General features: G+C 68.2%; 9 protein-coding genes and 1 pseudogene. 9 read left to right on the top strand and 1 reads right to left on the bottom strand.

What is annotated here, in order from left to right:
- Positions 1-857 (bottom strand): annotated as a pseudogene (locus AB0H56_RS09815) (hypothetical protein); the annotation flags it as partial.
- A 268-nt stretch (positions 858-1125) separates the two neighbouring features.
- Between AB0H56_RS09815 and infA the strand changes: the two are divergent.
- From infA to AB0H56_RS09770, 9 genes are all read left to right on the top strand, one after another.
- The gene (infA, locus tag AB0H56_RS09810; RefSeq protein ID WP_003418601.1) at positions 1126-1347 is read left to right on the top strand and encodes a translation initiation factor IF-1; all 222 of its coding nucleotides are present in this window, start codon (positions 1126-1128) and stop codon (positions 1345-1347) included.
- A 148-nt stretch (positions 1348-1495) separates the two neighbouring features.
- Positions 1496-1609 (top strand): 50S ribosomal protein L36, encoded by a 114-nt coding sequence (gene rpmJ / locus AB0H56_RS09805; protein ID WP_011207363.1) that lies wholly within the window; start codon positions 1496-1498, stop codon positions 1607-1609.
- A 179-nt stretch (positions 1610-1788) separates the two neighbouring features.
- Positions 1789-2160: a 30S ribosomal protein S13 gene (gene rpsM / locus AB0H56_RS09800; RefSeq protein ID WP_019045109.1), complete on the top strand. Its 372-nt coding sequence runs from the start codon at positions 1789-1791 to the stop codon at positions 2158-2160.
- 9 nt (positions 2161-2169) lie between these two features.
- Positions 2170-2583: a 30S ribosomal protein S11 gene (gene rpsK / locus AB0H56_RS09795; RefSeq protein ID WP_019045110.1), complete on the top strand. Its 414-nt coding sequence runs from the start codon at positions 2170-2172 to the stop codon at positions 2581-2583.
- Between the two features lie 21 nt (positions 2584-2604).
- A complete protein-coding gene (gene rpsD / locus AB0H56_RS09790) occupies positions 2605-3210 on the top strand; it encodes a 30S ribosomal protein S4 (protein ID WP_110037139.1) in 606 nt (201 codons plus the stop codon).
- Between the two features lie 92 nt (positions 3211-3302).
- Positions 3303-4361 (top strand): DNA-directed RNA polymerase subunit alpha, encoded by a 1059-nt coding sequence (locus AB0H56_RS09785; protein WP_022567324.1) that lies wholly within the window; start codon positions 3303-3305, stop codon positions 4359-4361.
- A gap of 44 nt (positions 4362-4405) precedes the next feature.
- A complete protein-coding gene (gene rplQ, locus AB0H56_RS09780) occupies positions 4406-4918 on the top strand; it encodes a 50S ribosomal protein L17 (protein ID WP_232996690.1) in 513 nt (170 codons plus the stop codon).
- An 85-nt stretch (positions 4919-5003) separates the two neighbouring features.
- Entirely contained in the window at positions 5004-5834 is an 831-nt protein-coding gene (truA, locus tag AB0H56_RS09775) for a tRNA pseudouridine(38-40) synthase TruA (protein WP_357159853.1), read from the top strand.
- 78 nt (positions 5835-5912) lie between these two features.
- Positions 5913-6941 carry a hypothetical protein gene (locus AB0H56_RS09770; protein ID WP_357159850.1) on the top strand — a complete coding sequence of 343 codons (1029 nt, stop codon included), beginning with the start codon at positions 5913-5915 and terminating at the stop codon, positions 6939-6941.
- Positions 6942-7062: the final 121 nt, after the last annotated feature.

Below are 7062 nucleotides of genomic sequence, written 5' to 3'. Positions count from 1 at the left end.
CCGGGTGCGGAAGGTCCACCGGTGGGCCCCTGCTGAGAGAAAGGGCCAGGCGCGGCGTGACCGCCGGTGGTCCCCGACTGGGAGAAGGGCCCCGGTGCGGAAGGATCACCGGTTCGACCCGACGCGGAAGGTCCGCCGGGTCCGGACTGCGAGTACGGATTCGACGGGTCGGACCCGATCGTGCCCGCATGGGGGAACGAGCTGTGCGCGTCGGCGGGCCCCGACTGCGGGGTCGGCGCCGACGGGCCTGCCCCGATCGTGCCCGGCTGAGAGAACGGCCCTGCGGCGGAACCGCCGGTGGGGCCCGGCTGCGGGTAGGGGTTCGGGGCCGACGGGTAGCCGACCGGCCCGGACTGCGCCGACGGATCACCGGTCTGCGGGAAGCTGCTGTGCGCCGACGGGTCGCCACTCGTCCCGGTCTGCGGAGAAGACGCGCCGGGCTGGGACACACCGGCATCGGGACGCGCCGGATCGTGCGACGGCCGGCCCCCTTGCGGGCCGGGAGACTGCTGTCCCTGCCGGGACTGGTACTCGGGCAGCCGCTGATCAGCGGAATCGAGTGGGTTGGCCGCGTCGGCACCCCAACCGGATCGGTCGGCGCCTCGGCGACCGGACTGCTCGGCGGGCGTGGCCTGCGCCTCGCTCGCGTTGTCCTCGGACCTGCGACGGCGGCCGCGCTTGTCCTTCTTGGCGTCGTCGTTTCCGCCGCGACCCATGAAGCGGCGGCGTTTGGGCGCCTCGTCGATCAGGTCGTCCTGGGGCAGGTTCTCGACCGGTGCCTCGTAACCACTCTGTGTGACTTCGCTCTCCGACAGCCACGGCGGCAACATGGGGAGGCTGTCGTTGTTGCGGCTCACCGGTGCGCTCCGCTCACCAGGGTCCCCCGATCTCCTCGACCCACATCTGGACGTCGGTGAGTTTACGCGACAACCCCGGCGCGGCGGCGGGCGGTCCAGGCGGACGAGACCGCCGGACCGGTGTACGGTTCGGGGCGTTTTTGCCTCTGGAGGTCCGGACCGGTAAGCTTGAGCGGCGGTGCACCCATGCGCCGACTGCTCGCATGTCAGCGAGCAGCTACGAGGCAATCCAACTCAGGTTAGAAGCATAACCGGGATCGCGGAGGATATGGCGAAGAAAGACGGGGCCATCGAGGTCGAGGGTCGAGTTGTCGAGCCGCTGCCCAATGCGATGTTCCGGATCGAGCTCGAGAACGGTCACAAGGTTCTCGCGCACATCAGCGGAAAGATGCGGCAGCACTACATTCGCATCCTTCCGGAGGACCGCGTGGTCGTCGAGCTGTCGCCGTACGACCTCTCCCGCGGCCGGATTGTCTACCGCTACAAGTGATGCCTGCCTGACGCCGCGAGCCTGAGCGCACGCGGCGTCGCCTGGTGTTCCGGCCCAGCCGGAGCGCGCTACAAAGACTTCCCCAGTCGTCGGCTGGGGAAAAACTGTGTTCACAGACCGTTGTGAACCAAGAAAAGATTGGACGGACGTGAAGGTTCAGCCGAGCGTCAAGAAGATCTGCGAGAAGTGCAAGGTGATCCGCCGTCACGGGCGAGTCATGGTGATCTGCGACAACCTGCGCCACAAGCAGCGTCAGGGCTGATCCAGCCTCACCACCGGGCACCGATCGTCTGATCGGACTGACCGAAAAGAAGAACTCCCAGCTCCAGCACGCACGCAGGCTGTGCGCGCCAACCACCGGTACGGAGGCCGGTGCCCCCACCTTCAAGACGGGGGGACGGACAGGGAGCAGACCTCCGCAACCACTAAGGAACCTGCCACATGGCACGTCTGATGGGCGTCGATCTCCCGCGCGAGAAGCGCATGGAGATCGCGTTGACCTACATTTTCGGAATCGGGCGCACCCGCGCCACCGAGATCCTGGCTCAGACCGGCGTCAGCCCGGACCTGCGCTCGAAGGATCTCAGCGACGACGACCTGACCAAGCTCCGCGACTACATCGAGGCGTCGGAGTTCAAGGTCGAAGGTGACCTGCGCCGCGAGGTCCAGGCCGATATTCGCCGCAAGATCGAGATCGGCTGCTACCAGGGCATCCGCCACCGTCGTGGCCTGCCCGTTCGTGGTCAGCGCACCAAGACCAACGCGCGTACGCGCAAGGGTCCGAAGAAGACCGTCGCCGGCAAGAAGAAGTAGGGATAGCGTATGCCTCCGAAGAGCCGGGCCGCTGGCCCGAAGAAGACTCAGAAGTCGCGTCGCCGGGATAAGAAGAACATCCCGCACGGCCACGCGCACATCAAGAGCACGTTCAACAACACCATCGTCTCGATCACCGACCCCGAGGGCAATGTCATCTCGTGGGCGTCGTCGGGTCACGTCGGCTTCAAGGGTTCGCGTAAGAGCACCCCGTTCGCCGCGCAGCTCGCCGCCGAGAACGCTGCCCGCAAGGCGCAGGAGAACGGTGTCAAGAAGGTCGACGTGTTCGTGAAGGGCCCGGGTTCGGGCCGCGAAACCGCGATCCGTTCGCTGCAGGCCGCCGGCCTGGAAGTGGGCTCGATCTCCGATGTCACCCCGCAGCCGCACAACGGCTGCCGTCCGCCCAAGCGGCGTCGCGTCTAGCGGGAAAGGATTTAGCGAAAAATGGCTCGTTATACAGGCCCCATCACCCGCAAGTCGCGTCGTCTGCGCGTCGACCTCGTCGGAGGCGACCAGGCGTTCGAGCGTCGTCCTTACCCGCCCGGCCAGCACGGCCGCGCGCGGATCAAGGAATCCGAGTACCTGATGCAGCTGCAGGAGAAGCAGAAGGCTCGCTTCTCCTACGGCGTCATGGAGAAGCAGTTCCGTCGCTACTACGAAGAGGCGAACCGCCTCAAGGGTAAGACCGGCGACAACCTGCTCCGTCTGCTCGAGTCGCGTCTGGACAACGTCGTGTACCGCGCCGGTCTGGCCCGTACCCGTCGCCAGGCTCGTCAGCTGGTCAGCCACGGTCACTTCACCGTCAACGGTGTCAAGGTGAACGTGCCCAGCTACCAGGTCTCCCAGTACGACATCATCGATGTCAAGGAGAAGTCGCTGCCGACCCTGCCGTTCCAGGTCGCGCGCGAGACCCTGGGCGAGCGTCCCGTTCCCGGTTGGCTGCAGGTCGTCCCCGGCCGCCTGCGGATCCTGGTGCACCAGCTCCCCGAGCGTGCCCAGATCGATGTGCCGCTGCAGGAACAGCTCATCGTCGAGTACTACTCGAAGTAAGCGTTTCGAGGTAGGGGCCGCACTGTGCGGCGGCCCCTGCAATCACTGATTAGGCGTCAAATAGCGGACGCCCTGACAGGAAGTAGATCCTCATGCTGATTTCCCAGCGTCCGACACTGACCGAAGAGGTTGTGGCGGAGAACCGCTCGAAGTTCACCATCGAACCCCTCGAGCCGGGCTTCGGTTACACCCTCGGCAACTCGCTGCGTCGTACCCTGCTGTCCTCCATTCCGGGGGCCGCGGTCACGAGCATCCGCATCGACGGTGTCCTGCACGAGTTCACCACCGTTCCCGGTGTGAAGGAAGATGTCACCGACATCATCCTGAACCTCAAGGGTCTGGTCGTGTCCTCCGAAGAGGACGAGCCGGTCACCATGTACGTGCGTAAGCAGGGCCCTGGCACCGTCACCGCCGGTGACATCGTGCCGCCCGCCGGCGTCGTCGTGCACAACCCGGACATGCACATCGCCACCCTGAACGACAAGGGCAAGCTCGAGATCGAGCTCGTCGTCGAGCGGGGCCGCGGTTACGTGCCCGCCGTGCAGAACAAGGCGACCGGTGCGGAAATCGGCCGGATCCCGGTGGATTCGATCTACTCCCCGGTGCTCAAGGTGACCTACAAGGTCGAGGCCACCCGTGTCGAGCAGCGCACCGACTTCGACCGTCTCATCCTCGACGTGGAGACCAAGAACTCCATCACGGCGCGGGACGCGCTGGCTTCGGCCGGTAAGACCCTGGTCGAGCTCTTCGGGCTGGCCCGTGAGCTCAACGTCGAAGCCGAGGGCATCGAGATCGGCCCCAGCCCGGCCGAGGCGGATCACATCGCCTCCTTCGGTCTGCCGATCGAGGATCTGGACCTCACCGTCCGGTCCTACAACTGCCTCAAGCGCGAGGGTGTGCACACGGTGGGCGAGCTCGTCGCCCGCACCGAGTCGGACCTGCTGGACATCCGCAACTTCGGCCAGAAGTCCATCGACGAGGTCAAGGTCAAGCTGCACGCGCTCGGCCTCTCGCTGAAGGACTCGCCCGCCTCGTTCGACCCGTCCTCCGTGGTGGGTTACGACGCGAGCACCGGCACCTGGAGCGATTCCGGCACCTTCAGTGACACCGACGGCGGCGAGCAGGACTACGCCGAGACCGAACAGCTCTAGATCTTCGGGGGGCACCCCGGACGATCTTTCCCAAGGAGAATCCAATGCCCAAGCCCAAGAAGGGTGCCCGCTTCGGCGGGTCGGCGTCGCACCAGAAGGCGATCTTCGCCAACCTGGCCACGGCGCTTTTCGAGCACGGTCGCATCACGACCACCGAGGCCAAGGCCAAGGCGGTGCGCCCCTACGCCGAGAAGATCATCACCAAGGCGAAGGGCGGCACGCTGGCCGACCGTCGCGAGGTGCTGAAGGTCATCCGCAACAAGGACGTCGTGCACGCCCTGTTCGCGGAGATCGGTCCCTCGTTCGAGGGTCGCGAGGGTGGCTACACCCGCATCACCAAGGCGCTGCCGCGCAAGGGTGACAACGCGCCGATGGCCGTCATCGAGCTCGTCCGTGAGAAGACCGTGACCAACGAGGCCGACCGTGCCCGTCGCGTCGCCGCGTCGCAGAAGACCGAGGCCGCCCCGGCCGCCGAGGTCGAGGAGACCGTCGTCGAGGAGACCGCGGCTGACGCCCCGGCCGCCGACGAGGCCACCGAGGACAAGAAGGACGCCTGATTTTTCAGGCTTCCGGCCGAGCCCGTCACCCCGCGTGGGTGACGGGCTCGTTCTTTCGCCAGTGACATCAGGCGCGGAGGAAACGATGGACGAGCGCGAATCGCTCCGGGTGCGGCTCGGAATCAGCTACGACGGCACCGACTTCACCGGCTGGGCAAGGCAGCCGGGTCTGCGGACCGTGCAGGGCACGCTGGAGGAATCGCTGTCGAAGGTGTTCCGTGAGCCGATCCAGCTCACCGTCGCCGGGCGCACCGACGCGGGCGTGCACGCGGAGGGCCAGGTCGCGCACTTCGACACCACCGGTGAGCTCGACGCCGACAAACTGCTGTACCGGATGGCGCGATTCCTGCCCAAGGACGTCCGCATCACCGACGTCGCACCCGCCCCGGCGGAGTTCGACGCCCGCTTCTCCGCGATCCGCCGCCACTACGTCTATCGGCTGACCACCGCCCGCTTCGGCGCCGAGCCGCTGTCGGCGCGCAGTGTCGTCGCCGCCAAGCCCGGCCTGGATCTCGAGGCGATGCGCGCCGCCTCGCGGCACCTGCTCGGCCTGCACGATTTCGCCGCGTTCTGCCGCCGCCGCGAGGGCGCGACGACCGTGCGCGAGCTGCAGCGCTTCGACTGGGTGCGCGACGGCGAGCGGCTCGACGCCCATGTCAGCGCCGACGCGTTCTGCTGGTCGATGGTGCGCAGCCTGGTCGGTGCGGTGCTCGCGGTGGGGGAGGGGCGCCGCACGCCCGAGTGGGTCGCGAGCCTGCTCACCGAGTCGGAGCGGTCCAGTTCGGTGACGGTGGCGCCCGCGCACGGCTTGAGTCTGGTCCGCGTCGACTACCCGGCCGACGCCGACCTCGCCGCTCGCAACGCCCAGACCAGGGAGACCAGGACGCTGCCCGCGGCGGGATGCTGCGGCGACTAGCCGCTGGAAGTTAGCGCGCCCGCGCCGACCGGCGGGGATACGATGGCCCGACTCGACGTCAGCGAGAAAGCCGGGCAGATGACAGGTGATTCTGGTGGCCGTATCCCGCTCCATCGGCGAATAGCCGTCGTCTTGCTGGTCGTCGCGACCGCGCTGCTCACGCTCGTCGCCGTGGTCGCGGGATACCTGCGCGCGCAGGTTCTCGACACCGATCGCTACGTCGACACGGTGGCGCCGCTGGCCGCCGACCCGGCGATCCAGTCCGCCGTCGCCGACACCCTGACCGAGGCCGTTCTCGCCCGCATCGATGTCGCGGGGGCGGCCGCCGATCTCGGTCAGGCGATCCGCGACCCCGACGAGCGCAACCCCCTCGTCGCGCTGACGCTGCGCAACCTGTCCTCGGTGCTCGGCACCTACACCGAGGACCTGATCGCCGACGCCGCGCGCACCCTCGTCCACAGCGACGCCTTCCCGCGCCTGTGGACGGCGGCGAACCGGCAGGCGCACCGCGGGGCGGTCGCGGCGCTCACGGGGGTTGACAGCGAGGTGGTGCGTACCGACGCCCCCGGCGTCATCGCGATCTCGCTGGACCCCATGCTGGCCGAGATCGGCGACGAACTCGACAGCCGGGGCTTCGTGCTGCCGGAGCGGGAATTCGCGCTCGGCACCGAGTTCGTGATCGTCGACTCGCCGGAGTTGGCGCGGGCCCAGCGGGCGGTGCGGATCCTGGATCGCGGTGCGATCGCGGTCGCCCTCGCCGCACTGGCCTGTGCCCTCGGCGCGATCCTGGTGGCGGGCAACGGGTTTCGGCGGTACACCGTGATCGCCCTCGGTGTGGGCGTGGTGGTGGCGATGGCGGTGCTCGCGGTGTCGCTGCTGATCGCGCGGTCGATCTATCTCGAGCGGGTCCCCGCGCGCGAGGGCGTCGCGCGGGCCGTCTACGACACGGTGCTGCACCCGTTGCGCGTCGACGCGGGGGTGACCGCGCTGATCGGCGCGCTGGCGGTGGTCGCCGCGTTGCTGGCGGGACCGTCGGCGCCCGCCGTACGGCTGCGCGCGGTGAGCCGCCGGACGCTCGGCCGCCTGCGGCGTCCGGCGGCCCGCTGACCACGCGTGCGTGAAAGTTGCTGGACGGCACCGCGTTCCATCCCGGCCGCCACACGCCGCGTCGGGGCCGGGCGAGCGGCCGTTCGCGACGGCCTCGTGGCACGATGGATGATCGCGGGGA

Origin of the sequence: Nocardia sp. NPDC050717, assembly GCF_040654275.1 — a bacterium.
Taxonomy (GTDB): Bacteria; Actinomycetota; Actinomycetes; order Mycobacteriales; family Mycobacteriaceae; genus Nocardia.
This window is presented reverse-complemented; position numbering and strand designations above follow the sequence as displayed.

Bases quoted from the DNA above. Each gene is read 5' to 3' on its own strand.
- rpsK (WP_019045110.1), top strand. From the start codon at position 2,170: ATGCCTCCGAAGAGCCGGGCCGCTGGCCCGAAGAAGACTCAGAAGTCG.
- rplQ (WP_232996690.1), top strand. From the start codon at position 4,406: ATGCCCAAGCCCAAGAAGGGTGCCCGCTTCGGCGGGTCGGCGTCGCAC.
- rpsD (WP_110037139.1), top strand. From the start codon at position 2,605: ATGGCTCGTTATACAGGCCCCATCACCCGCAAGTCGCGTCGTCTGCGC.
- truA (WP_357159853.1), top strand. From the start codon at position 5,004: ATGGACGAGCGCGAATCGCTCCGGGTGCGGCTCGGAATCAGCTACGAC.
- infA (WP_003418601.1), top strand. From the start codon at position 1,126: ATGGCGAAGAAAGACGGGGCCATCGAGGTCGAGGGTCGAGTTGTCGAG.
- rpsM (WP_019045109.1), top strand. From the start codon at position 1,789: ATGGCACGTCTGATGGGCGTCGATCTCCCGCGCGAGAAGCGCATGGAG.
- AB0H56_RS09770 (WP_357159850.1), top strand. From the start codon at position 5,913: ATGACAGGTGATTCTGGTGGCCGTATCCCGCTCCATCGGCGAATAGCC.
- AB0H56_RS09785 (WP_022567324.1), top strand. From the start codon at position 3,303: ATGCTGATTTCCCAGCGTCCGACACTGACCGAAGAGGTTGTGGCGGAG.